Annotated in this window: 26 protein-coding genes; 14 read left to right on the top strand and 12 right to left on the bottom strand. The window is 66.7% G+C overall.

Annotation, left to right across the window (positions count from 1 at the left end):
* Nucleotides 1-53 precede the first annotated feature (53 nt).
* Genes fabF through G467_RS0101265 form a run of 8 tightly spaced genes read left to right on the top strand, consistent with a single transcriptional unit; the run spans nt 54 to nt 6,834 of the window.
* Nucleotides 54-1,292, top strand: a complete 1,239-nt coding sequence (gene fabF, locus G467_RS0101300) for a beta-ketoacyl-ACP synthase II (RefSeq protein WP_022967932.1) — start codon at nt 54-56, stop codon at nt 1,290-1,292.
* 25 nt (nt 1,293-1,317) lie between these two features.
* Nucleotides 1,318-2,673, top strand: a complete 1,356-nt coding sequence (locus G467_RS0101295) for an aminodeoxychorismate synthase component I (RefSeq protein ID WP_022967931.1) — start codon at nt 1,318-1,320, stop codon at nt 2,671-2,673.
* Nucleotides 2,670-3,485 carry an aminodeoxychorismate lyase gene (gene pabC / locus G467_RS0101290; RefSeq protein WP_022967930.1) on the top strand — a complete coding sequence of 272 codons (816 nt, stop codon included), beginning with the start codon at nt 2,670-2,672 and terminating at the stop codon, nt 3,483-3,485. Before G467_RS0101295 ends, pabC begins: the two co-directional genes overlap by 4 nt.
* Before the next feature lie 3 nt (nt 3,486-3,488).
* On the top strand, nt 3,489-4,511 hold the full coding sequence (mltG, locus tag G467_RS0101285; protein ID WP_022967929.1) for an endolytic transglycosylase MltG: 1,023 nt from the start codon (nt 3,489-3,491) through the stop codon (nt 4,509-4,511).
* Nucleotides 4,511-5,134: a dTMP kinase gene (tmk, locus tag G467_RS0101280; protein ID WP_022967928.1), complete on the top strand. Its 624-nt coding sequence runs from the start codon at nt 4,511-4,513 to the stop codon at nt 5,132-5,134. The genes mltG and tmk overlap by 1 nt, the downstream gene beginning before the upstream one ends.
* The gene (gene holB, locus G467_RS0101275) at nt 5,131-6,102 is read left to right on the top strand and encodes a DNA polymerase III subunit delta' (protein WP_022967927.1); all 972 of its coding nucleotides are present in this window, start codon (nt 5,131-5,133) and stop codon (nt 6,100-6,102) included. Before tmk ends, holB begins: the two co-directional genes overlap by 4 nt.
* 37 nt (nt 6,103-6,139) lie before the next feature.
* Entirely contained in the window at nt 6,140-6,496 is a 357-nt protein-coding gene (locus G467_RS0101270; RefSeq protein WP_022967926.1) for a PilZ domain-containing protein, read from the top strand.
* Nucleotides 6,496-6,834, top strand: coding sequence for a hypothetical protein (locus tag G467_RS0101265; RefSeq protein ID WP_022967925.1), 339 nt, complete (start codon nt 6,496-6,498; stop codon nt 6,832-6,834). Before G467_RS0101270 ends, G467_RS0101265 begins: the two co-directional genes overlap by 1 nt.
* A 14-nt stretch (nt 6,835-6,848) precedes the next feature.
* On the opposite strand, the gene G467_RS14970 is transcribed toward G467_RS0101265, so the two are convergent.
* From G467_RS14970 to G467_RS0101240, 5 genes are all read right to left on the bottom strand, one after another.
* The gene (locus tag G467_RS14970) at nt 6,849-7,988 is read right to left on the bottom strand and encodes an RNA polymerase sigma factor (protein ID WP_022967924.1); all 1,140 of its coding nucleotides are present in this window, start codon (nt 7,986-7,988) and stop codon (nt 6,849-6,851) included.
* Nucleotides 7,985-8,200, bottom strand: coding sequence for a hypothetical protein (locus G467_RS0101255; RefSeq protein WP_022967923.1), 216 nt, complete (start codon nt 8,198-8,200; stop codon nt 7,985-7,987). Before G467_RS0101255 ends, G467_RS14970 begins: the two co-directional genes overlap by 4 nt.
* A 70-nt stretch (nt 8,201-8,270) precedes the next feature.
* On the bottom strand, nt 8,271-8,675 hold the full coding sequence (locus G467_RS14965; RefSeq protein WP_022967922.1) for a pathogenicity-like protein: 405 nt from the start codon (nt 8,673-8,675) through the stop codon (nt 8,271-8,273).
* Complete coding sequence (gene tesB / locus G467_RS0101245; protein ID WP_022967921.1) at nt 8,675-9,556, bottom strand: acyl-CoA thioesterase II; 882 nt, start codon at nt 9,554-9,556, stop codon at nt 8,675-8,677. Before tesB ends, G467_RS14965 begins: the two co-directional genes overlap by 1 nt.
* A gap of 68 nt (nt 9,557-9,624) precedes the next feature.
* Nucleotides 9,625-10,200 (bottom strand): N-acetylmuramoyl-L-alanine amidase, encoded by a 576-nt coding sequence (locus tag G467_RS0101240; protein ID WP_022967920.1) that lies wholly within the window; start codon nt 10,198-10,200, stop codon nt 9,625-9,627.
* A gap of 37 nt (nt 10,201-10,237) precedes the next feature.
* Between G467_RS0101240 and G467_RS0101235 the strand changes: the two genes are divergently transcribed.
* The 3 genes from G467_RS0101235 to rlmKL are packed head-to-tail and all read left to right on the top strand — an operon-like array spanning nt 10,238 to nt 13,412.
* Nucleotides 10,238-10,756 carry an MOSC domain-containing protein gene (locus tag G467_RS0101235; RefSeq protein WP_022967919.1) on the top strand — a complete coding sequence of 173 codons (519 nt, stop codon included), beginning with the start codon at nt 10,238-10,240 and terminating at the stop codon, nt 10,754-10,756.
* A complete protein-coding gene (locus G467_RS0101230; RefSeq protein WP_022967918.1) occupies nt 10,753-11,277 on the top strand; it encodes an alpha/beta hydrolase in 525 nt (174 codons plus the stop codon). Before G467_RS0101235 ends, G467_RS0101230 begins: the two co-directional genes overlap by 4 nt.
* A complete protein-coding gene (gene rlmKL / locus G467_RS0101225) occupies nt 11,274-13,412 on the top strand; it encodes a bifunctional 23S rRNA (guanine(2069)-N(7))-methyltransferase RlmK/23S rRNA (guanine(2445)-N(2))-methyltransferase RlmL (RefSeq protein ID WP_022967917.1) in 2,139 nt (712 codons plus the stop codon). Before G467_RS0101230 ends, rlmKL begins: the two co-directional genes overlap by 4 nt.
* Here the strand turns inward: rlmKL and G467_RS0101220 are convergent.
* Nucleotides 13,395-13,829, bottom strand: coding sequence for a DUF6491 family protein (locus tag G467_RS0101220; protein ID WP_022967916.1), 435 nt, complete (start codon nt 13,827-13,829; stop codon nt 13,395-13,397). The two genes, rlmKL and G467_RS0101220, sit on opposite strands and share 18 nt — an antisense overlap.
* 90 nt (nt 13,830-13,919) lie before the next feature.
* Between G467_RS0101220 and G467_RS14960 the strand changes: the two genes are divergently transcribed.
* A complete protein-coding gene (locus G467_RS14960) occupies nt 13,920-14,555 on the top strand; it encodes a class I SAM-dependent methyltransferase (protein ID WP_022967915.1) in 636 nt (211 codons plus the stop codon).
* Nucleotides 14,556-14,558: 3 nt separating this feature from the next.
* On the opposite strand, the gene G467_RS0101210 is transcribed toward G467_RS14960, so the two are convergent.
* Nucleotides 14,559-15,170 (bottom strand): GNAT family N-acetyltransferase, encoded by a 612-nt coding sequence (locus G467_RS0101210; RefSeq protein WP_022967914.1) that lies wholly within the window; start codon nt 15,168-15,170, stop codon nt 14,559-14,561.
* Between the two features lie 163 nt (nt 15,171-15,333).
* On the opposite strand from G467_RS0101210, the gene G467_RS0101205 reads away from it, so the two are divergent.
* Both G467_RS0101205 and G467_RS0101200 read left to right on the top strand, forming a co-directional pair.
* Complete coding sequence (locus G467_RS0101205) at nt 15,334-16,176, top strand: pirin family protein (RefSeq protein WP_022967913.1); 843 nt, start codon at nt 15,334-15,336, stop codon at nt 16,174-16,176.
* 59 nt (nt 16,177-16,235) lie between these two features.
* Nucleotides 16,236-16,637: an OsmC family protein gene (locus G467_RS0101200; RefSeq protein ID WP_022967912.1), complete on the top strand. Its 402-nt coding sequence runs from the start codon at nt 16,236-16,238 to the stop codon at nt 16,635-16,637.
* A 10-nt stretch (nt 16,638-16,647) separates the two neighbouring features.
* Here the strand turns inward: G467_RS0101200 and G467_RS0101195 are convergent, their stop codons facing one another.
* From G467_RS0101195 to G467_RS0101175, 5 genes are all read right to left on the bottom strand, one after another.
* Complete coding sequence (locus tag G467_RS0101195) at nt 16,648-17,508, bottom strand: pirin family protein (protein ID WP_022967911.1); 861 nt, start codon at nt 17,506-17,508, stop codon at nt 16,648-16,650.
* A 101-nt stretch (nt 17,509-17,609) separates the two neighbouring features.
* Complete coding sequence (locus G467_RS14955) at nt 17,610-18,125, bottom strand: histidine phosphatase family protein (RefSeq protein WP_022967910.1); 516 nt, start codon at nt 18,123-18,125, stop codon at nt 17,610-17,612.
* Between the two features lie 36 nt (nt 18,126-18,161).
* Complete coding sequence (gene mfd / locus G467_RS0101185) at nt 18,162-21,665, bottom strand: transcription-repair coupling factor (RefSeq protein ID WP_022967909.1); 3,504 nt, start codon at nt 21,663-21,665, stop codon at nt 18,162-18,164.
* Between the two features lie 43 nt (nt 21,666-21,708).
* Complete coding sequence (locus G467_RS0101180; protein ID WP_022967908.1) at nt 21,709-22,272, bottom strand: GNAT family N-acetyltransferase; 564 nt, start codon at nt 22,270-22,272, stop codon at nt 21,709-21,711.
* A 70-nt stretch (nt 22,273-22,342) separates the two neighbouring features.
* Complete coding sequence (locus G467_RS0101175) at nt 22,343-22,744, bottom strand: VOC family protein (RefSeq protein ID WP_022967907.1); 402 nt, start codon at nt 22,742-22,744, stop codon at nt 22,343-22,345.
* Nucleotides 22,745-22,798: the final 54 nt, after the last annotated feature.

Raw genomic sequence — 22,798 nt, 5'->3', positions numbered from 1 at the left:
ACTTTGCGTCGAACGCGCGGCGTGCCGCGCGACTATCCCAGCGGAGCCAAGCCATGAGCAAACGTCGCGTCGTCGTCACCGGAATGGGCATCGTCTCTCCGGTCGGCAATACCCTCGCCAGCGCCTGGGACGGCATCGTCAACGGCCGCTCGGGCATCGGTCCGCTCACCCATTTCGACGCCAGCGCCTACAACACGCGCATCGCCGGTGAGGTCCAGGATTTCGATCCGAAAGCCTGGCTGAGTCCGAAAGACGTCAAGAAGATGGACACGTTCATCCACTACGGCCTGGCCGCCTCGTTGATGGCGATGGAAGACGCCGGCCTGACGATCACCGAAGACAATGCCGAGCGCACCGGCGTGCTCATCGGCTCGGGTATCGGCGGCATCCGCGGCATCGAAGAGACGGCGGTCGACCTGCACCTGGGCGGCCCGCGTAAGGTCTCGCCGTTCTACGTGCCGAGCACGATCATCAACATGGTCTCCGGCCAGTTGTGCATCATCAAGGGCATCAAGGGCCCGAATTTTTCCGCCGTATCGGCCTGCGCCACGTCGAACCACTCGATCGGCATGGCCATGCGCATGATCCAGTACGGCGACGCCGACATCATGATCGCCGGCGGCGCCGAACATGGCTGCACGCCGACCTCGGTCGCGGGCTTCTGCTCGATGAAGGCGATGTCCACGCGCAACGACGATCCCACGCGCGCCAGCCGCCCCTGGGACAAGGACCGCGACGGTTTCGTGCTCGGTGACGGCGCCGGCATCCTCGTGCTCGAGGAATACGAATCGGCGAAAGCGCGCGGTGCCCGCATCTATTGCGAATTGGCCGGCTTCGGCGCCAGTTCGGACGCGTTCCACATGACCGCGCCCAGCGAAAACGGCGACGGTCCGGCGCGCTGCATGGCGATGGCGATGCGCGACGCCGGCATCAATCCCGATCAGGTCGAATACCTCAACGCCCACGGCACGTCCACGCCGCTCGGCGATCTGGCCGAAACGCTGGCGATGAAGCGCGCGCTCGGCGATCACGCCTACAAGACCATGGTCAGCTCGACCAAATCCATGACCGGCCATCTGCTCGGCGCCGCGGGCGGCGTGGAGGCGGTGTTCTCGATCATGGCCCTGCACACCGGCGTGATTCCGCCGACGATCAATCTCGACAATCCCGGCGAAGGTTGCGACCTGGACTACGTGCCGAACATCGCGCGCGAAAAGAAGATTGACGTCGCCATGTCCAACGGCTTCGGTTTCGGCGGCACCAACGGCACGCTGGTATTCAAGCGCGTCTGACCGTCAGGAATCCGGGCGGCCCGCGATGATGATCCGGCGCGCGCTGCCCGCGCAGGTCGACTTTCTCTCCCTGCATCGCGCACGCCGCGAGCGTTACCCCTTGCTGCTGGAAAGCGTCGCGGGCGGCAACGCGTTGTCGCGCTGGGATCTGTTGCTCATCGCCAACGGCGAGGGACTGCGCCTGGACGGCGACGCCCAGGTGCGTCGTCTGGACGGCAGCGCCGTGGCGGGGGATTTCCTCGATGCGCTCGATGCCGATTGGCGTGGTCAGCGCATTGCGCACGGCGACGGCTCCGCGCCGTTCCGCGGCGGCTGGGCGCTCTATCTTTCCTACGAGCTGGCCGCGCAGGTCGAGCCGGTGTTGCGCCTGCCGGTCGCGCCCGGACCTTTGCCGGTCGCTCTGGCCCTGCGATGCCCCGGCGCGCTGTTGCGCGATCGCACCAATGGCGAGTGTTTCGCGGTCGCGGAAACGGGCTTCGAATCTCTGCTCGATGATTTGCTCGAGGATATGGCCGCCGCCCGACAATTGCCGCCGATGGCGCCCTGGCAGCCGCCGGTCCGCATTCGCGAGGATGCCGACAGCGCCTTCCTCGATGGCGTCGCGCGCGTGCACGCGTACCTGCGCGCCGGCGATGTTTTCCAGGTCAATCTTTCCCGTGCCTGGCGCGCGGAGTTCGCCGAAGCGCCGGAAGCCGCCGCCTGGTACGCGAGACTGCGCGAAGCCAATCCCGCGCCGTTCGCCGGCTTGCTCTCTTTCGACGACTGGGCGTTGGCGAGTTCCTCGCCCGAGCGCCTGGTGTCGGTACGCGGCCGCGTCGCGCAGACGCGCCCGATCGCCGGCACCCGACCGCGTTTTCCCGGCGACGACGACCAGGCGCGCATCCGCGAACTGGTCGGCCATCCCAAGGAGCGTGCCGAACACGTGATGCTGATCGATCTCGAACGCAACGATCTCGGTCGCGTCTGCACGGCAGGCAGCGTGCATGTCGACGAGCTCATGACCGTCGAGAGCTACACGCATGTCCACCACATCGTGTCCAACGTCAGCGGCGATCTGCGCGACGAGGTCACGCCCGGCGAGGTGATTCGCGCGGTGTTCCCGGGCGGCACGATCACCGGCTGTCCGAAAGTGCGTTGCATGCAGATCATTGCCGAGCTCGAGGACGAAGGCCGCGGCCCCTACACCGGTGCGCTGGGCTATCTCAATCGCGATGGCGACCTGGACCTGAACATCCTCATCCGCAGCGCCTGGTTGTCGGGCGTGCATCTGCAACTGCGTGCCGGCGCGGGCCTGGTCGTGGATTCGGTGGCGGAATCGGAATTGCTGGAAACGCGTGCGAAGGCCCGCGGGCTGTTGCGCGCGCTGGGAGTCGGCGAATGAGCGTGCGTATTTTCCGTGGTCACGAGCGCGTGGACGCGATCGCCGCCGATGATCGTGGCCTGAACTATGGCGACGGCCTGTTCGAAACGATCCTTGTGCATGCCGGCGAGCCGGTGTGGTGGCCCGAGCATTGGCGGCGTTTGGCCTATGGCGCGCAGCGACTCGGCATTCCTCTGCCGGAAGAAGCGCCGCTCCTGGCGGAGGCGCGGTCGCTTTGCGCCGGGCAGGATCGCGCCGTGCTCAAGCTCGTGCTCACCCGCGGCAGCGGCGGGCGAGGGTATGCGCCGCCCGCCGATCCGCGACCGACCTGCGTGCTGTCCCTGCATCCGTTACCGCCGCCCGCGCCTGCGCACATCGCGCTGCGCTGGTGCGACACGCCGATGGCAGTGCAGCCGGCACTGGCGGGCATCAAGCATCTCAATCGCCTCGAAAATGTGCTGGCACGGTCCGAGTGGTCGGATCCGGATATTTTCGAGGGGCTGCTGTGCGACACCGCCGGACGGGTGGTCTGCGCCACGGCGGCCAATGTGTTCGCGCGTATCGACGGCATCTGGCGCACGCCGGATCTGGCTTTGGCCGGCGTCGCCGGCATCGCCCGCGACTGGTTGCTCGCGCACGAGGACCGTATGGAAGTCACGGTCATGGGCCGGGAAACCGTGGAAAGCGCCGATGCGGTTTTTCTCTGCAATGCCGTGCGCGGTATCCTGCCCGTGGCTCGGCTCGGGGCGCGGCATTGGCCCGTCGATCCGGTGACCACCGACCTGCGCCGCCGCCTGGCCGCCGCGCAGCCGGCTTTTGCTTTCCAGGAGTAGCACGTGCCCCGCAAGCGCATCGGACGAATCAAATTGCTGTTCTCGGTCCTGTTCGTGGCCGCAGTCGCTTTTGCCGGACTGTTCTGGTTGCGTACGCAGGAATTCGCCGACCGGCCGATGGTGCTGGACGATGCCGAACGCGTGCTGGTGATCGAGCGCGGCGACGGATTCAATCGCGTGCTGGACAAGATCCGCGCGCTGAACGTTACGCAGGGCACCGATCTGGAATGGAAGACGCTTGCGACCAGCATGAAGGTCGCCCAGCGCCTGCAGGTCGGCGACTATCTGATCACCTCCGGCATGACGCCGCGCACCTTGCTGCAGCGCCTGGAAAACGGTGAGGTCCTGCAGCGCAAGTTCACGATCATCGAAGGCTGGAGCATGCGCGATCTGCGCGCAGGCCTGGCCAAGGACGCGCTGCTCACGCACGAGATGGATGCGCTCAGCGACGAGGAGGTCATGGCCAAACTCGATCGCAAGGGGGTGTTCCCCGAGGGCCGCTTCCTGCCCGAGACCTATGTCTACACGCGCGGCACCAGCGACCTGGCGATTCTCGATCGTGCGGCAAAGGCCATGGACGAGGCACTCGCCGCTGCCTGGGAATCGCGCAAGAAGGATTCGCCGCTCACCACGCCCGAGGAACTTCTGACGCTGGCATCGATCGTGGAGAAGGAAACCGGGCAGCCCCGCGAGCGGCCGCAGATCGCCGGTGTGTTCGTGCGCCGCATGAAGACCGGCATGCGTCTGCAAACCGACCCGACCGTGATCTACGGCATGGGTAGTCGCTACGCCGGCAATATCCGCAAAACCGACCTGACCACCGACACGCCGTACAACACCTACACACGCGACGGCCTGCCGCCGACACCGATCGCGATGCCCGGCAAAGCGGCCTTGACCGCCGCCGCGCAGCCCGATGACGGCGACGCCCTGTATTTCGTGGCCCGCGGCAACGGCGCCCACTATTTTTCCGCGACGCTGGCCGAGCACAACGCCGCCGTTCGCAAATACCAGCTGGGTCGCTGATGCGCCGGACCTTCCTGTCTATCGAGGGCGGCGAAGGCGCCGGCAAGTCCACGGTCATCGCCGCGATCGTGCAGGCCTTGTCGGATCGCGGCCGGGACGTCGTGGCCACGCGCGAACCGGGCGGCACGGCGGCGGGCGAGGCGATCCGTGCCTTGTTGCTCGACCCGGCGCGCACGCTCGCGCCGGAAACCGAATTGCTGCTGATGTTTGCCGCCCGCGCGCAGTTGGTACGCGAGGTGATCTTGCCGGCACTTGATCGGGGTGCGGCGGTGGTGACAGATCGTTTCACCGATGCCAGCTTCGCCTATCAGGGCGGCGGTCGCGGCATCGACGCCGGGCGCATCGCCGAGCTTGAACGCTGGGCTGCGGGCATCAAGCCCGATCTGACCTTCCTGCTCGATGTCGGCGTCGACGAAGGCCTGGCGCGCGCGCGCTCGCGCGGCGGCGAGCCCGACCGCATCGAGCGCGAGCGTGGCGATTTCTTCGAACGCGTGCGCGGCACCTATCTGGCCCGCGCGGCCGCCGAGCCGGCGCGTTTTCGCGTGATCGACGCCAGTCAGTCCGCCGATGCCGTCGTGACGGCCGTGCGCGCTGCGCTCAACGACTGGTTGGATCGCGAATGAGCTACTCGCCCTGGCAGCGTTCGGTTCTCGACAACGCACTCGCCGCCTTGACCGAAGGCCGGCTGGCGCATGCCTTGCTGCTTGTCGGTCCCGCGCATATGGGCAAGACCGCGGTCGCGGATGTGCTCGCGCAACGGTTGCTGTGTTCGGCACCCACGACCGACAACCTCGCCTGTGGGCGCTGCCGCAGTTGCACGCTCTATGCCGCCGGCACGAACGGCGATATCCAGCGCGTCACGCTCGAACCCAACGAAAAGGGCGACAAGCTGCGCACGGAGATCACCGTCGACCAGATCCGCCGCCTGGGGCAGTGGTTTTCGCTGACCCCGCAGCTCGGCGGCGCGCAGGTCGCGGTCATCGCGCCGGCCGACGCGATGAACGTCGCCGCCAGCAATGCCCTGCTCAAGACGCTCGAGGAGCCGTCGGCCAACCGCTTCCTGTTGATCGTCACCTCGCGTCCTGGCCGCTTGCCGGCGACGATCCGCAGTCGTTGCCAGCGTCTGGAGTTCCGTATTCCAGCGCGCAGCGATGCCCGCGCCTGGCTCGTGACGCAGGGCTTCAAGGACGCCGATATCGATTCCGCGCTCGACGCCGCGCGCGGTCAGCCGGGCCTGGCCGCCGAATGGCTGGGGCAGGGCGGGCTGTCGTTACGCCGCGAGGTCATCACCGAACTCAATGCCGTCGGCACCGGCAAGCTCAGCCCGATCGAACTGGCCCAGCGCTGGCTGGGCGACGAACAGGGGGAGTTGCGCCTGCGATTCGCCGCTGATCTCGCCCTCGATGCCGCATCGCGTCGGGTCGGTGCGGCGCCGGCCGAGCGCGGTGGCTTGACGGTCCCGGCGGATTTCCCGAAGCTCTCCGCGTGGTTCGACGCGATCAACCGGACGCGCGAGCAATTGAAGGCGCCGATCCGCAACGACCTGGTCCTGGCCGGGCTGTTGCGGGAATGGCGTACCATGTTCCCATGAGGCAGGCGGCACGCGGCCGGAGCCAAGGAGCACGACGATGATCGGTGGCGCAGGCGCAAGGCAGGGCATTCTCTCGCTCGCGATCAAGGACAAGGCGCAGCTCTACAGCGCCTACATGCCCTTCGTGCGCGCCGGCGGCATCTTCATCCCCACGACGAAACGCTATTCGCTCGGCGACGAAGTGTTCCTGCTGCTGTCCCTGCTCGAAGACAAGGAGCGTCTGCCCGTGGCCGGCAAGGTCATCTGGGTCACGCCACCGGGCGCGCAGGGCAATCGCACCGCCGGCATCGGCGTGCAGTTCGCCGATTCGGCCGAGGCCGAAACCGTCAAGGGCAAGATCGAAACCCTGCTCGCCGGCTCGCTCGACGCCGACAAGCACACGCATACGATGTGATGGCGATGCACAAGTTCGGCCTGTTCCTGTCCCTGCTCGCGCTGACCACGGCCTGCGCGCATCGTCCCGCGGGCATGACGCGCGGCGAGGAAAAATTCTCCGGCGTCGTCGAGAAGGTCGACACCGGGTGTTTTGCCGACGGCATGTGCTACATGCAGATCGACGGCCGTCGCGTCGTGTTCGGCATGGGCTGGTCGCGGGAAACCTGGGGCCAGGTCGCACCGCTCGAGCCGATTGAGAATTACGTCGGCAAACGCGTCGATGTCTTTTGCAAACGCCGCGAAGGCGACTGCTGGCTGGCCGGCAGTGCGGTGTACTACATCCGTCCGAGTCAGTAAGTCCGGATCCGCGCTTACATCCGCCCCGTGACGATCAGCGCGTACACCAGTGCCCCCGTCGCCAAGGACAGACCGACAACGCAGCCGATCCACGCGCGGATGCGTTCCTTGCGGCGCGCCGCCGCCGCCTTGACCGGATCCGCACGCGCTTCCAGCGCCCGCCGTCGCGCGAGAATGCGCGGCAGCCAGACGGTCGACATGGTCATGATGCCGATGGCATAGACCAGGGTGACCGCCACCGGCGCGATCCAGCCCGGCACATCGTGGATGACCACGAACGCACCCATGAACACGATGACCAGCAGGCTCATGCTCGTGCCGTAGCGCAGCAGGCTGCGGCGCTCGCTCGCGTCCAGCGGATTCCTCAGATATTTGCGGATGCCGAACCAGACGCCGCCCAGCGCGCCGGCCAGGCCCAGGCCGATGCCGCCCAGCGAGCCGATCAGCACTTTCAGCAGGCCCTTGCCGGCGAGCGCACCGCCGGTCACGGTCAGCGCGGCGGCGGCGGCCGGTGGGCTCGCCAGCGTCAAGGTGCTCAACACGACCGCCGTGAAGGCGGTCCCCGGCGCGCTCGCGCGCGCGAACTCGCCCAGGCGCTGCAGCAGTTCTTCGCGAATGCTGGTGCGCGCACGCGACAGGCGTTTGCGCACGGCGGCGTCCTGCATGCCCAGCAAGGCCGCGACCTGACGCGAACTCTGGCCTTCGCGGTAGTACAGCAACAGCACTTCGCGCGATTCTTCAGGCAGCGCATCGATGACTTCCGCGGCGATGATCGCCTCCTGCGATTCGGCCAGCGATTCTTCCGGATCCAGTCCGGGGTCGGCGACCGCCGCGATGACCGCTTCGATGTCGCCGGCCGGATTGGCGCGATAAACCTGTGCGCGCAGATGGTCGCGCGCCAGGTTGCGGGTGATCTGGCGCAGCCAGGGCAGGAAGCTGGACGGATTGCCGAGTTTGCGCAGGTTCTGCCAGGCGTTGATGAAGGCGTCCTGGGCGATGTCTTCGCTGGCGGGCACGTCGCGCACGATCGACAGCGCGATCGAGGTCACCATGCCCTGGCAACTGCTGACGATGCGTCCGTAGGCGACGTGGTCGCCGCGCGACGCTGCGGGCAGATGGGTCTGGATGATCGAATCGAGGACGTCGGCGCTCATGGGGCGACAGACTGCCGCGAGACATGGTTCCAGGCAATGCCGAGCGTGGCGGCGGTCAGGCCGGCGATCGCGCCGAGGAGCCCGAAGCTCTGGCCGATCGCCACCGGCGAGGCCTGACTCATGGCTGCCGCCGCGGCGATGGCGAGGCCAAGCAATCCGCAGACCAGGGCCAGGGCGAGCGCAGCACGGCGATGGAAGGTAATGCGGGTCATGACGGGCTCCAGTTGAGCATCGTTGCTTGATGCACAAATCAAGACGACCCGGTGCGGCGAATGTGACCGGTCAGCGGGCCAGGTACGCCCGCGCCATCATGCCGCCGACGATGACGACCATCGCGAACAGCATCGTCACCTTGATCCGCATCAGACGCTTGGCCGGATCGGCGCCCGGTTTGTCGGCGAATTGCATCGGCGCGGGCACATAGCTGGCCGGAACATCGGTCTTGTCGAGCAGGCCCAGGTCCTGCATCAGCTCGCGCGCCTGCTTGTAGTCGTCGGACTTGATGACCCAGACCGAGGCCTGTGTTTCCTGCGCCTGCGCCTTCTTGTCGGCGTAGCTGAACTGGCGGCGGCTGTACCCCTTGTAGCCGGGGCCACCCATGATGCGGTTCTCGATGCCCGCTTCGCTGAGCATGTCGGCGACCCGTTGCACGTTCTCGAAACGCGCCGAGGTGAACATCTGGCGCATTACACCGCCTCCGGCGTCTCGGGCAGGACGCGGATCAGGCCTTCCTGCGCGACCGATGCGACAAGCACGCCGTCGCGCGTGAAGATCTGGCCGCGCGCCAGGCCGCGCGCATTGCCGGCGGTCGGGCTGTCGAGCGAGTACAGCAGCCAGTCGTCGACGCGGAACGGCCGGTGGAACCACATCGCGTGATCGAGCGAGGCCATCTGAACGTTCGGCTGGTAGTAGCTGATGCCGTGCGGGAAGGTCGTCGTGCCCAGCAGATAGAAATCGGACGCGTAGGCGAGCAGGGCGCGATGCAGGTCGGGCGAGTCGCCGACCTTGTCGGTCAGACGCAGCCATACCTGCTGATAGGGCGGACGCTTGGGCGGTTTGACCTCGTCGCGCGGATAGATCGGGCGCATTTCGAACGGCCCCATGCGCGAAAGCCAGCGCTGCATTTTCGCCGGCAGTTTTTCCATGATTTCGGCCGAGGGCGCGACCGTCGGTTCGACGTCTTCGGGCTTGGGCACTTCCGGCATGTGGAACTGATGCTCGACGCCCGGTTCGGATTTCTGGAACGAGGACGCGAACACCAGGATCGGCTGGCCGTGCTGGATCGCCGTGACGCGGCGTACCGAAAAACTGTGGCCGTCGCGCGCACGATCGACATCGAAGATGATTGGCGCGGTGATGTCGCCGGCGCGCAGGAAATACGCGTGCACCGAATGCACGCTGCGCTCGTCGTCGACGGTTTGTTGCGCGGCCGACAGGGCCTGTCCGAGCACCTGGCCGCCGAACACGTATTTGGTACCGATGTCGCGACTCTGGCCGCGGAACAGGTTGTCCTCAAGTCGCTCGAGCGTGAGCAGGGTGACGAGTTCGGAAACGACGGGCTGGGTCATGGGCACTCCGGGACAGGCCGCGATTATACCGAGCCCCGCCCCGTTGCCGGCTTCGCCGGCATCTGTTTTCAGGGCTTGAGGCGTTGCAGGCCGCTTTCTTCGAGTACCCGCGGCCACGGGAACTGCGGACCCGGATCGCGCTTGCGCCAGACCTGCTGGTTCGGATCGTCGCTGGCGTTGACCTTGGCGGTATCGAGGTCCTCGTGACCGGCGATCAGGGCCAGTTGCGGCAGGTCGCGCTTGAGCGTCAGCAACAGGGTCGACAGCGAGCGGATCTGCGCTTCGGTATAGGGCTCGGCCATCGTCTGCCGGCGCGAGTCGTACCAGTCGGGATAGCGGCCGGTATTGACCAGCTCGATGCCGATCGAGCGCGGGTTGTAGCCGCGGGTGTGGTTGGCCACGCGCGTCGGCGACACGAACACGTGCACGGTGCCGTCGCGATCGATGTAGAAATGACCGCTGTTGCCGGTGCCGGCGTCGTACAGCTGGCGCTCGCCGTACTCGCGCGCCATTGCCATGTCCGGCAGTTCGGTGCAGTGGATCACCACCAGGTCGATCTGCGTCGGCGGACGCTCGTCCAGGCGCTCCTCGTAGGGCAGCGGCCAGGAGTGCAGGGGCAGGTCGGGCGGAAGATCGGGGCTCATGGCCGCATGCTAACATTCGCGCCTTCCGGAGCCCGTCATGACCCTGCCTCCCGCCGACTCCGCACTCGGCCAGCTGATGGCCACCTTGCCGCGCGCCGGCCGCGTGGAATGGATCGGCTTGCGACCCAAACGCGACGTGCTCATGCACGAGGTCGACGAGGCCGAGGCCCGGACCGGCGTTGGCCTGGTCGGCGATCGCTACGCCAGCGGCAGCGGCAAGCGCGGCATCACCCTGATCCAGGCCGAGCATCTGCCCGTGATCGCGGCCTTGGCCGGTCATGCGTCGGTGAATCCCGCCTGGCTGCGCCGCAATCTGGTGGTATCCGGGTTGCCGCTGGTCGCGCTCAAGGGGCGGCGGTTCCGGATCGGCGAGGTCGTGCTCGAAGGCACCGAAGACTGCGATCCGTGTTCGCGTATGGAAGCGGCCCTGGGCCCGGGCGGCTACAACGCGATGCGCAACCACGGTGGTTTGTGTGCACGCATCCTCGAAGGCGGACGCCTGCGCATTGGCGACGCCGTCGTCGCCCTCGCCGAGACTACGGAGAGTCGGGTTTGAAGGGTCACGTCATCATTTCGCACGGGCTGGAGAGCAGTCCCGATGCCACCAAGGCCACAGCCTTGTCGAAAATCGCGGAATCGCTGGGCTGGTCGCAGGAGCGGCCGGACTACCGCGTGTGGGATAACGATTTTTCGCGTAGCCGCCTGGGTGACGTGCATGGGCGTATCGCCCGCCTGCACGATCTCGCCAGCCAGGTGCGCGGGCCGTTGGTGCTCGCGGGATCGAGCATGGGTGCCTTCGTGTCCGCGCGCGTGTCGCTGGTGCTGCCGGTGATCGGTCTGTTCCTCATGGCGCCGCCCACGCAGTTGGAAGGCTTCGACATCCGTCTCGAGGCCGCCCGCGTGCCGACACGCATCGTGCATGGCTGGGACGACGAACTGATTCCCGCGATGGAAGTCGCGCGCTGGGCTGCAGAGCGCCGCGATACGACGGTCTTCGTCAACGACAGCCACCGTCTCGCCGCGCATGTGGAGTTCTGCGCCGAAGAATTCGGTCGCCTGCTGAAGACGCTCGCATGAAATTCTTCGTCGCCTGCGCGAAAAGTCTGGAATACCTTCTGGCCGACGAACTGCTCGCGCTCGGCGCGGGAAAAGCCACGGCCGCCACGGCGGGCGTGAATGTCGAAGCCGAGCCCGCGCTGGCCTATCGCGCGATCCTGCATTCGCGCCTGGCCAGTCGCGTGTTGTGGCCGCTCGCGGATTTCCCCTGCGAGAACGAGCAGGACCTGTACCAGGGCGTGCACGCGATCGACTGGTCCGCGCATGTCGCCGCCGAAGGCACGCTCGCCGTCGACGCGCATGTCTCCGGTCCTGCGATCACGCACGAACGCTACGCCGCGCAACGCAGCAAGGATGCGATCGTCGATCGCATCCGCGCCGAACACGGCACGCGGCCCTCGGTCGATGTCGACGACCCGGATCTGCGCATCAACGTAGTCGTACGCAAGGGCCGCGCCCTGGTGTCGATCGACCTGGGCGGCGGACCGCTGCACCGGCGCGGCTGGCGGCAATCGCAGGGCGATGCGCCGCTGAAGGAGAACCTGGCGGCGGCGATGCTGATTCGCGGCGGCTGGCCGAAGATCCATGCCGAAGGCGGCGCCTTGCTCGATCCGATGTGCGGTAGCGGTACGCTGTTGATCGAAGGCGCGCTCATGGCTGCCGACGAGGCGCCGGGTCTGCTGCGCTGGCGCGGCGTGCGGCCGAGTCGCTGGCTCGGTTTCGATGTCGCGCTCTGGCAGACGCTGGTCGCCGACGCCCGACAACGTGCCGACGCCGGACGCGCCGCTCTCAAGCCGGTGTTCTTCGGTGCCGACAACGATCCGACGGCCTTGCATGCCGCGATGGCGAATGCCGATCGCGCCGGCCTCGCCGAGCTCATCCGTTTCGATCGCAAGGCGATTGCCGCCTTGCAGGCGCCGGGTGCTGCGCGGGGTCTGGTGGTCTGCAATCCGCCCTACAACCAGCGCTTGGCCGCCGACGAGGCCCTGTATCGCGAGCTCGGCGACGCCCTGCGCAAGGCCGTGCCGGAATGGCGCGCCAGCCTGTTGTGCGGCGACGCCGAATTGGCTTTCGCGACCGGTCTGCGCGCCACCAAGAAATACGCCCTGTTCAACGGTGCGCTCGAATGCGCGCTGATCCTTTGCGATCCGATCTTGCCGCCCGTGCGCGAAGCGCGCGCGCCGGCACCGCTCACCGAAGGCGCGCAGATGGTCGCGAACCGACTTCGCAAGAACCTGAAGAAATTCAAGTCCTGGCGCGAGCGTCAGCAGATCGGCTGCTATCGCGTCTACGATGCGGATCTGCCGGAATACTCCGCCGCCGTCGACATCTATCAGGAAGACGAGGGCGAGCGCCGGCAGTTCCTGCACGTGCAGGAATACGAAGCGCCCGCGACGATTCCCGAAGCCGATACCAAGCGTCGCTTCGGCGAATTGCTGGCGGCCTTGCGCGAGGTGTTCCCGCTTCCGCGCGAGCAGGTCGCGACCAAGACGCGCGCGCGCGGCAAGGGCGGCAGCAAGTACGGACGCATGGATCAGGCCGGGCAGTTTTTCGTCGTGCGCGAGGGCGCCGCGAAATTACGCGTGAACCTGTTCGACTATCTCGATACCGGCCTGTTCCTCGACCACCGGCCGATCCGACTGCGCATCGCGGACGAGGCGCAGGGCGGGCGTTTCCTGAACCTGTTCAGTTACACCGGCGTCGCCAGCGTGCAGGCGGCTGTCGGCGGCGCGATCCAGACCACCAGCGTGGATCTGTCGGCGACCTATCTGGATTGGGCGGCGCAAAACCTTGCGCTCAATGGCGTATCCGGGCCAAAGCACCGTCTGGTGCAGGCTGATGCGATGAAATGGCTGGAGGCCGATCGCGGCACCTACGACCTGATCTTCTGCGATCCGCCGACGTTCTCCAACTCCGCGCGCGCCGAGGATTTCGACACCCAGCGCGACCACGTCCGTTTATTGCGTGCCTGTGTCGACCGGCTCGCGCCGAATGGGCTGCTGCTGTTCTCGAACAACTACCGCCGCTTCCGTCTGGACGAAGCGGCGGTGTCGGAATTCGCGACCATCCGCGAGATCAGTCCGAAGACCCTGGATCCGGACTTCGAACGCAATCCGCGCATCCATCGCGCCTGGGAATTACGGCGAGGACGATGAGCGCTTCGCGGCGCGTTCGGCCTTGAGGGCGGCTTCGTGTTCGTGCATCGCGTTCTTGTACTGCTCGGTGTCGAGCAGGTCGATGCGCGCCACGCGGCAGCTGTAGTCGCGGGCGATCACCGCATCGTTGATGGCGCCGCACAACTTGCCCGACATCGGGTCGCCGCGGAAGCTCACGCCGTTGTCGTTGCGCAGCGAAGCGCAGCTCGCGTCGAATTCGATGCGGTACTTATGCCGGCCGCCGTCGACGAGGATGTGGGTGTCATCGACTTGGGTCCAGCTGCGCGACTGGCCGGGGTCGAGGCACTCGCTGCCCTTGAGCGGCTCGCGGGGTTTGATGACGACATCCTCGGCGATCGCCAGGGGACCGGCGACGGTCAGGCCCAAAGCCAGCAGGACGAGGGGTAGGGGTCGCATGGCGAATCTCCGGGCGGGGGCGGGGCTTCATCATTATGTCCGGGCGGCTTAACGCGGGCGAAATATCGCCACAGGCATTATGCTGGCCACATGAAATCTCCCGACGACCCGACCCGCACCCTGCCCGTAGGCTGGACTTTTTTTCGGCAGTGGTTGAAGGATCCGCTCGGCGTCGCCGCCATTTCCCCGTCCAGTCCGCAGCTGGCGCGCCAGATGATGTCGCAGCTGCCCAAGTCCTGCCGGCGCGTGATCGAGCTCGGCGGCGGCACCGGGGTGTTTACCCAGGCCCTGCTCGACCATGGCATCGCCCCGGCCGACATGCTCGTGCTGGAACTGAACGAGGAATTGCATCAGCACCTGCAGCGGCGCTTCCCCGGCATCGCGATCGTTTGCGGCGATGCGGGCAACCTGCGGGCGATCGCGGCCGACAACGGTTTCGCGGACGACACCCGCGCCGATGCGATCATTTCGGGACTGGGGCTGTTGTCGATGCCGCGGCAGCTGCAGCAGACCATCATGTCGGCAGCGTTCGACAGCCTGCAGCCGGACGGCCGTTTCGTGCAGTTCACCTACGGTCCGGCGAATCCGGTCACGCGCGAGGTCATCGACGCGCTGGAGCTCACCGCGCGCCGCGCCAGCTTCACCTGGTGGAACGTGCCGCCGGCAACGGTGTATGTCTACACGCGCCGGGTATCGCGGGCGATGACGCCGCGTTCGATGCGCTGAGGCCTAGTCGGCCGGGGGAAAGTCCCCGGCGAGCAAGCCGAGCACCACGCTGTCTTGCAGTTCGCCATTGACCAGCCAGCGCTGGCGCAGGTAGCCCTCGCGCTTGAACCCCAGGCGTTCGAGCAAGGCCAGGGACGGCAGGTTACGCGGGTCGACATCCGCCTCCAGGCGACGCAGACCGAGATCGGCGAAGGCGTGCAGCAGCAGGGCGCCGACCATTTCCCGACCGTAGCCATGGCCCCAGTGCGGCCGCCCCAGCATGAAGCCGACGTCGGCCCGGCCCTGGATCGGGTCGATCTGCGCCAGCGTGCACGTCCCGATGACCTCGTTGTCGCCCGCGACGACCGCGCCCCATTGGAACAGGGTGCCGCGTTCGTAGCCGCGGTGGATGGTCTCCAGGTAGATGCTGGCGTCGTCCCGGCTGTCGAAAGGCGGGTGCGACCAGAAGCGCAGGGCGTCCTGGTCGGAAAAGATTCGATACAGTGCTTCGGTATCGTCCTGGTCGAGCCAGCGCAGGCACAGACGTCCGGCCGCGAGGCTGGGCAGGCCGACCTGGGCCTGGAGCGAGGCGGTAAGCGGATCGTGCAGGGCGGGACGGGACAATCCGAGGGTCATGGCGCTCGCGTGTCCGGGGTCGACTAGAAGGTTTACGGCAAATTTCACGGAATCCGGTCAGTGCGCCAGCTCATGGAGGCAACGCTGGGTTGCGCCCGTGCCGTTTGAGACACTCGTCGGCGCCCTTACCTTGTTGGGACAGTCACATCACAGGAGATCCCGCATGAGTCTCGTTACCCCACGCCCCATCGCCCGTCGCCTTCGCGGCCAGCCGGCTTCGGACGGCGCCGGCGTGCGCCTGACCCGGGTCATCGGCACGAACCAACTGCCCGATCTCGATCCGTTCCTGATGCTCGACGAGTTCGGATCCGACAAACCCGGCGACTACCTCGCAGGATTTCCCTCGCATCCGCATCGCGGCTTCGAGACGGTGACCTACATGCTCGACGGCCGCATGCGCCACAAGGACAACCACGGCAACGAAGGCCTGCTGACCCCGGGCTCGGTGCAGTGGATGACCGCCGGTCGCGGCATCGTGCATTCGGAAATGCCCGAGCAGGAACAGGGACTGATGCGCGGCTTCCAGTTGTGGGTGAACCTGCCGGCGAAGGACAAGATGTCGGCGCCGCAGTACCAGGAGTTCGGCGCCGAACGTATTCCCGAAGCGCAGCCGGGCGAGGGTGTGCGGGTCAAGGTCATCGCCGGACAGGTTGGCGATGTCGTCGGTCCGGTCAGCCAGCCCGCGACGGATCCGACCTATCTGGACATCGCGCTCGATGCCGGTGCGGCCTTCGAACACGCCTTGCCAGCGGGACACAATGTGTTCGCCTACGTCTACGAAGGCGCGGCGCAGGTCGACGGCGAGGATGTTGTGCCCAAGGGCGACCTGCTCGTCTTCGGCGCTGGCGACGGCGTGCGGGTGCGCGCCGGCGGTGCGCCGACGCGCCTGATCCTGGTTGCGGGTCGGCCGCTGAACGAGCCGGTCGCGCGCTATGGTCCGTTCGTGATGAACACGAAAGAGCAGATCATGCAGGCCTTCGTCGATTACCAGGAAGGCCGGTTCTGAGCCACGTCTGCGGGGCGCGATGCAGGTCGCGCCTCGCAAACCCAGAGAGGGAGTGAGACATGAGCGACCGTTCCGTCAGCGTCCGTTTCGATGCCGCCAGTGCGGCGTATGCGACCCGCATCGAAGTGGGTGCGCATGTCCTGACGGCGGACGAGCCCGCTGCCGTCGGCGGGGGCGATACCGGCCCGACGCCCGGCGAACTGCTGCTGTCCGCGCTCGGCAGCTGCACGGCGATCACGCTGCGCATGTACGCGCAGCGTAAGCAATGGCCGCTCACCGGCATCGAGGTCGCGGTGTCCTACGGCGAAGACGACAAGAACAAGACCGTCATCCTGCGCGACGTGCGCATCGAAGGCGCGCTCGACGCCACGCAGCGCGAACGTCTGCTGCAGGTCGCCAACGCCTGCCCGGTGCACAAGATTCTCACCGGCACCGTCGAGATACCGACCACGCTGAGCTGAGGACGTCGCGCTACTTGTCGGGCAGGGGAATGAATTCGGTTTCGCCGGGGACCTGGCCGATGCGCGATTCGCGCCAGTCGGTCTTGGCCTGTTCGATGCGCTCCTTCGAGCTGCTGACGAAGTTCCACCAGATATGGCGTGGGCCGTCGAGCGGTTCGCCGCCGAGCAGCATCACCCGCGAATGACCGACCGAACGCAGCAGCGGCAGGGCGTCGGTGTCGATCACGGCCAGATGCTGGTTCGGCAGGTGCTGATCGTCCAGCCACAGTTCGCCGGCCACCGGGAACAGTGCGCGCTCGGCATGTTCGGCCGGGATCACCATTTCCGCGCCGTCTTCCAGGTCGATCGAGACGTACAGGGTTTCGCTGAGCACGCGCACCGGCGAACGTTCGCCGAAGGCATGGCCGGCGACGACCGTCATGTGCACGCCGTCGCCGACGATCGTCGGCAACGTGGCTTTGGGATGGTGGGCGAAACTCGGCTCGGTGTCTTCGTGCTCTTTCGGCAGCGCCACCCAGGTCTGCAAGCCGTGAAAAGCATGATCGACATTGCGCAGGCGCTCCGGTGTGCGCTCGGAGTGCACGATGCCGCGACCGGCGGTCATCCAGTTGACATCGCCGGGCTGGATTTCCTGTACCGATCCCAGACTGTCGCGATGCATCATCGCGCCGTCCCACAAATACGTGACCGTGGCCAGGCCGATATGCGGATGCGGACGCACGGCCACGGGCTGCTCGCCGGCGAGCACGGCCGGACCGATATGGTCGAAGAACACGAACGGACCGACGCTGCGGCGCTCGATGCTCGGAAGCACGCGTCCGACGGTGAATCCGCCGAGGTCGTGCATGCGGGGCGCGATGATGACGGTCATGGCGGCGGTTCCGTGAAAGAGAAGCGAAGCATGCCACGGCAAGCGGACGCCTGCAGTCAGGGCCAGCGCAACGCTGCGTTTGCTCGCCTCGCCGCCCAAGCTCAATAGCGCAGGGCGAGGACCTTGGCGTCGCCCTTGGTGGGCAGGGTGATCACATACAGACGATCGAACTCGTTCTCTTCGATCGGCGCGATATCCACGCCGGCCAGCGCCTTCACCAGATCCGGCACTGTGTTGCTGTGCCCGACGACAAGCACCGTCTGGCCGCGATGTTTCTTCCGGATCAGGCCCGCCAGCGTCGGGCCATACGTCGCCGCGTTGTCGGCATCGACCGCAAGCTCTTCAGCCTGTAGATGATTGGCACGGGCGGTGGGTTCAGCGGTGAGCTGCGTGCGACGGTACTGCGTCACGTAGGCCGCGTTGACCGGATGTTCGGCCAGACGTGCGGCTAGTGCATGCGCACGCAGCACGCCGACTTCGCTCAGCCCCGGGTCGGTGCTGTCGCTCTTGGCCTTTTCGGCGTGACGCACGACGATGACCACCGTATCGGGCGTGGCCGCGACCGCGGCGGCTGAGGCAAACGCGATCAGCAGCAGGATGGGCAGGAAGAAACGCATGGCGTGATCCGGAGCGGAAAGCGCGAGTCTAGCGCGTCACGACTTGAGCAAGGTCAGCAGGCCGCGTGCGGTGCGCAGACGCGAGGCGGCATCGGGCAGGTCCATGCGCACGCGCAGCTTGTCGGGGCCGTCCATCGAATAGATCTTCGGCTGCGACTGGATCAGTCGGATGATCGACATCGGGTCGACCTTCGGCTGCGGGATGAAATGCAGTCGACCGCCCTTGTCGCCGAGTTCGAGCTTGCGCAGGCCCAGTCGGGTCGCTTCGAGTTTCAGTTCGGCGACAGCGAACAACTGCTTGCTCGGATCGGGCAGCACGCCGAAGCGGTCGACCATCTCGATCTGCAGGTCGCGCAGCGCGTCTTCGTCGCGTGCCGAGGCGATGCGCTTGTACAGGGTCAGGCGGGCATGCACGTCCGGCAGATAGTCTTCCGGAATCAGCGCGGGGATATGCAGCTCGACGTCGGCGCCGTGGCGCACGCTGGGATCGAGGTCGGGAATCTTTCCGGATTTGATCGACTTGACCGCGCGCTCGAGCAGTTCTATGTACAGCGAGAAGCCGATCTCGGCGATCTGTCCCGACTGGCCTTCGCCGAGCAGTTCGCCGGCGCCGCGGATTTCCAGGTCGTGGGTGGCGAGCGTGAACCCCGCGCCGAGTTCTTCCAGCGACGCGAGCGCTTCCAGGCGTTTCTCCGCATCGCCGGTCATCGCCTTCTTGTTCGGCACGACCAGGTAGGCATAGGCGCGGTGATGCGAGCGGCCGACGCGGCCGCGCAGCTGATGCAGCTGCGCCAGGCCGAAGCGGTCGGCGCGATTGACGATGATCGTGTTCGCGCTCGGGATGTCGATACCCGATTCGATGATCGTCGTGCACACCAGCACGTTGAAGCGCTGGCGATGGAAGTCGAGCATGACCTGCTCGAGCTCGCGTTCGGGCATCTGGCCGTGGGCGACGCGGATGCGCGCCTCGGGCACGAGTTCGGCCAGCTCGCGCGCCATCTTCTCGATCGTGTCGACTTCGTTGTGCAGGAAATAAATCTGGCCGCCGCGTGCGAGTTCGCGCTGGAAAGCCTCGCGCAGCAGTGCGTTGTCCCATTGCGTGACGAAGGTCTTGACCGCCAGGCGGTGCGCGGGCGGCGTGCCGATGATCGACAGCTCGCGCAGGCCGCTCATGGCCATGTTCAGCGTGCGCGGGATCGGCGTGGCGGTCAGCGTGAGCAGATGGACTTCGGCGCGCAGCGCTTTCAGCGCCTCTTTCTGGCGCACGCCAAAACGCTGCTCCTCGTCGACGATGACCAAACCGAGGTCGCTGAACATCACGTCGCCCTGCAGCAGGCGGTGGGTGCCGACGATCACGTCGATCTTGCCCTCGGCGAGCAGGGCGAGCGCGGCCTTGATCTCTTTCGCGGTCTTGAAACGCGACAGCACCTCGACGCGAATCGGCGAGTCGGCGTAGCGGTCGCGAAAATTACGGTAGTGCTGTTCGGCGAGCAGGGTCGTGGGCACGAGCACCGCGACCTGCTTGCCGGCGACCGCAGCGACGAACGCGGCGCGCACCGCAACCTCGGTCTTGCCGAAGCCGACATCGCCGCAGACCACGCGGTCCATCGGCTGCGGATGCCCGAGGTCCTTGATGACCGCATCGATCGCGGCGAGCTGGTCGGGGGTTTCTTCGAACGGGAAGGTCGCCGCGAACGGCTCGTACATCGCCCGGTCCACCGTGAGTGCCAGCCCGACGCGCGCATGCCGGCGCGCCTGGATCTCGAGCATTTCGGCGGCGACGTCGCGTACCTTTTCGGCGGCTTTCTTTCTCGCCTTTTCCCAGGCGTCGCCGCCGAGCGAATGCAGCGGCGCGAATTCCGGCGAGGTGCCCGAATAGCGACTGACCAGCTGCAACTGCGCCACCGGCACGTACAGCTTGTCGCCCTTGGCGTATTCGATGCACAGGTATTCGCCGTGCACGCCGCCGGACTCGAGCGTGATCAGGCCTTGGTAGCGACCGACGCCGTGATCCTCGTGCACGATCGGCGAACCGATCGTGATCTCGCTGAGGTCGCGCAGCACCTGGTCGGGATCGCGTGCCGCGCGCTTGCGACGCTGGCTCTGATCGGTGCGATCGGGAAACAGCTGGCGCTCGGTGAGGACCGTCAGCGCCGGCTCGGTCAGCGCGAAGCCGTCTTCCAGCGCGGCGATGGTGATCGCGAAGCGCGCCAGACCTTCGGCCGACGCGTCCGAACTCGGCGAAGCCTTGCCGACGAGGAATTCGTTCCAGCCCGAGACGGTCGCCGGCTTCAGGGCGCCGGCGGCCAGCACCTCGATGAGCGCCTCGCGACGTCCAGCCGAATCGGCGGCGATCAGGATGCGGCCGGGATAGTGGTCCAGGAACGAGCGCATCGCCGCGCCGGGTTCCTCGCCCTTCACGTTCCAGGCCAGTCGCGGCGCCGGCTGTTCGGCCATCGCGACGGCCTTGTCGAGATGCGGATGCTCCGGTCCGCAGATCTCGATGCGATCGATGCGATTGAGCTCCGCACGCAACGCGTCCGGCGGCAGGAAGATCTCGTCCGGTGCCAGGATCGGGCGTTCGACATCGTGTCGGCGCTGTTCCCAGCGATCCTGGGTCTGCGCCCAGAACGCCACGGCCGCCGCATCGACGCCTTCGCCAAGCACGACCAGCGCGTTGCGGTCGAGGTGTTCGAACAAGGACGCCGTGTGCTCGAAGAACAGCGGTAGGTAGTACTCGATGCCGGCCGGCGATCCGCCTTCCTTGAGATCCTGGTAGACGGGGAAACGTCGCGGATCGAAATCGAAGCGTTCGCTGAGTTTTTCGCGCACGCGCTTGGTGCTCGCGGCGTCGAGCGGGAACTCGCGCGCGGGCAGCAGCTTGACCAACGCGACGGGATGTTCGGAGCGCTGCGTTTCCGGATCGAAACTGCGCAGGGAATCGATCTCGTCGTCGAACAGCTCGATGCGGTAGGGCACATCCGAACCCATCGGGAACAGGTCCAGCAAGGCGCCGCGCACGGCGAAGTCGCCCGGATCTAGCACCTGCGGCACGTTGCGGTAGCCGGCGGCTTCGAGACGGCGTTTTTCGCTGTCGAGGTCGAGTTTCTGTCCCTTCTTCAGGTCGAGCGCATTGCCGGCGATCCAGGCGGGCGGCGGCAGGCGCTGCATGAGCGAAGACACCGGCACGACCAGGACGCCACGTCGCGTGCCGGGCAGGCGGTACAAGGCCGCGACGCGTTGCGAAACGATGTCGGGGTGCGGGCTGAACAAGTCGTAGGGCAGGGTTTCCCAATCGGGAAAATGCAGCACGGGCAGATCACCACCGGCGTCGCCGGCGAGAAATACTCGCAGATCGTTTTCCAGTGACTGCGCGGTGTGCGTGTCGCGCACGACAGCGAGTACCAGACCGTCGTGGCGGCGTGCAGCTTCGGCCAGGCCGAGGGCCATCGCGCTCGCACTGGACGGCGCGCGCCAATAGGCGCGCTGCTGGCCGGCACGCGGCCGGGGCGGGGCGGGAAGGGAGGGGCGGGAGGTCATCGGCCGCGCAGTTTATCAGGCCGCGACAGGCAGGCCGCGACGATCAGGCGATGGCGAGCGTGATCCGGAACAGTCCCGGCGAGCCCAGGATCGCTTCGCGATGGAAGCCCAGCGAGGCGGCGAGGCGCAGCATCGGCTCGTTGTCGTCCATGACGTCGCCCCACAGCTCGCGCACGCCGTGGCGTGCACACCATTCGATCAGGCGTTGCATCAGCACGCGGCCCAGGCCCATACCGGCGACGAAGTGCGTGACCAGCAGTCCGAATTCCGCGCGGCTGCGGTTGTCGTCGTCACGCGCCAGCCGTGCGACCGCGCCGATCATCGCGTCGCCCGGCGGCAGCGGCTCGGAAGCAACCACGACGAAGGCGCGATCGGGATCGGGATGCGTGAGCTGATACAGATGCTCTTCGCTCAGCGCCTTGATCGGATGCAGGAAGCGCTTGCGCACTTCATCCTCGTTCAGCAGGTGGAACGAGGACGCGATCGGCACCGCATCCAGCGGCGCAATCGGCCGGATCTGCACGCGGCGGCCATTGGCCAGGCCAAGCGTCTCGATGCGGTACAGGTCCGCAAGGTCGGAGCGGCGGGTGCGGAAGACGGCGGTCACGGGCCTAGACTGCCACGACTGGCCCGGCGGGGTGCTCTAAACCCGATTTCGCCGGACCGAAGGCGCGCCCTCAGCCCGGCGGCGGGGTGAAATGCGCAAACGTCACAAAATGGCCCCCCGGCTCGCGGATGGTGATCTCGCGCGAGCCGTAGAACGTATCGCGCACGGGATTGACGACCTCGCTGTCGCCCAGTCTTGCCAGGATCGCGTCGAGATCGGGCACTTCGATGAACACGAAACTGGCCGAATCGCGATGCTGGGCGGCCACGGCAGGCAGGTCGGCGGCGAGGCTGGCGCGGGACTGCAGCATGATCTCGACACCGTCGCGCACCAGCAGGACGAAGCCGAGTTCATCGCCTTCGGGTACTTCGGCGACACGCTTGAAGCCGAGTTTGTTCTCCCACAGCGCCAGTGACGGCACGATGTGCTCGACGAACAACACGCTGGTGGCCTTGTTGACGAGGGTGCTCATGGTCCGGTCCTTGGCGATGCGGGTTGGCAACGGGGCAATGATAAACTGGCGGTC

The organism is Arenimonas oryziterrae DSM 21050 = YC6267, assembly GCF_000420545.1.
Lineage (GTDB): Bacteria > Pseudomonadota > Gammaproteobacteria > Xanthomonadales > Xanthomonadaceae > Arenimonas > Arenimonas oryziterrae.
The sequence above is the reverse complement of the archived record's forward strand: the minus strand, read 5'-3'. Positions and strand labels throughout refer to the sequence as shown.